1 protein-coding gene and 1 pseudogene are annotated in these 1246 nt (G+C 66.5%); one reads left to right on the top strand and one right to left on the bottom strand.

The features are described from left to right. A partial coding sequence (locus tag ACZ5CR_RS45925; protein WP_468869854.1) for a type ISP restriction/modification enzyme occupies nt 1-860 on the top strand: 860 nt, incomplete at its 5' end. A 135-nt stretch (nt 861-995) separates the two neighbouring features. Here ACZ5CR_RS45925 and ACZ5CR_RS45920 read toward each other — a convergent pair. Beyond that, nucleotides 996-1246: pseudogene (locus ACZ5CR_RS45920) on the bottom strand (hypothetical protein); the annotation flags it as partial.

Raw genomic sequence — 1246 nt, 5'->3', positions numbered from 1 at the left:
CCTTCGTTGGTCTGCCTGTCACCGCCGAGGACTTGGCTGCGTACATTGCGGCAGTAACGGCTCACCCCGGTTTCCGCTCCCGCTTCGACGACGAACTCACCACCAACGGCGTCCGAGTACCACTCACCGGTGACGTCACACTGTGGTCGGAGGCGCTGCATATCGGGCGGAAGGTGATCTGGGCCTCTACTTTCGGAGAGAGGCTTGTGGACCCGGTTGCGGGGAGGCCCGGTGGGCCCAGGCAGGTCTGGGCGACCGCACAGCCGGAGATCACGTACCGGAGGCAGGTCGGCAGGGAAGAACTGCCCGAGGGCTTTGTCTACGATCCCGACGGTCACGAACTGCACTTCGGCCAGGGCGTCTTCGGGCCGGTGACCCAAGAGATGCGGGATTGCCAGGTCAGCGGACAGAACGTTCTCGACGGCTGGTTGAAACGCAGGACGGGACCGCCGTCTCGCAGGGCCGTCAGTCAGCTGGACCACATTCGGCCCGCGGGGTGGCGCCCCGCCTGGAGCGAGGAACTCCAGTACGTGCTCGCCGTCCTGTGGCAGCTGGTCGAGCTGCAGTCGGCTCAGGATGAGCTGCTTGAGGGGGTTCTCATGTCGCCGCTGGTCAGTGTGGCCGAGCTGCAGCGCCGGAACGTCCTGCCCGTCCCGGACACCGCACGTCGTTCCGCTCCCGCACTGATACAGACCGACCCCATCCCCGGGACCGAGGGGATCGAGGCACGCGAACTGCACGCCGTCAGGCCACTCGCCCCGGAGAGGGACTCTCAGGCCACCGATCCGATGGCGCGGTCACGGAGGAGCCAAGACACCGGCGCTACGCAGGCAGCCCGCAGGAAGCGACAAGATCCTTAGAGCTGCTGCCTGACCCGGTGTCATGAGGGGGTTGTCGGAACGCCGTCTGTGGGAGGGACTGTCTCGACACCATCTTGTGTGCATCTCCGGGCTCTTGCTCTGATCGCATTCAGATGTGATCTCATCCGGACGAGATCAGCCGATGTCCGGATCATGGGCCTCTTCGAGGAGGCGGGCCGCGAGGTCGTCGGCCCACTCCACGGCCCAGGCGCGCAGCGCGGTGACTGTGGCCTCATCGAGCCCATAGGCGACGAAAGCGTCGTCGTCGGTCCACTCCGCGCCCGTGAGGTTTGCCTGCAGGTCCTCGCGCTCGAAGCGACCACGGGCGTGGCGACGGCCGAACTCCTCGAGCTCGGCATTTGTCCAGCGGCGGGAGGCCGCGAACA

This window comes from Streptomyces sp. NPDC031274, from assembly GCF_055570235.1.
This window is presented reverse-complemented; position numbering and strand designations above follow the sequence as displayed.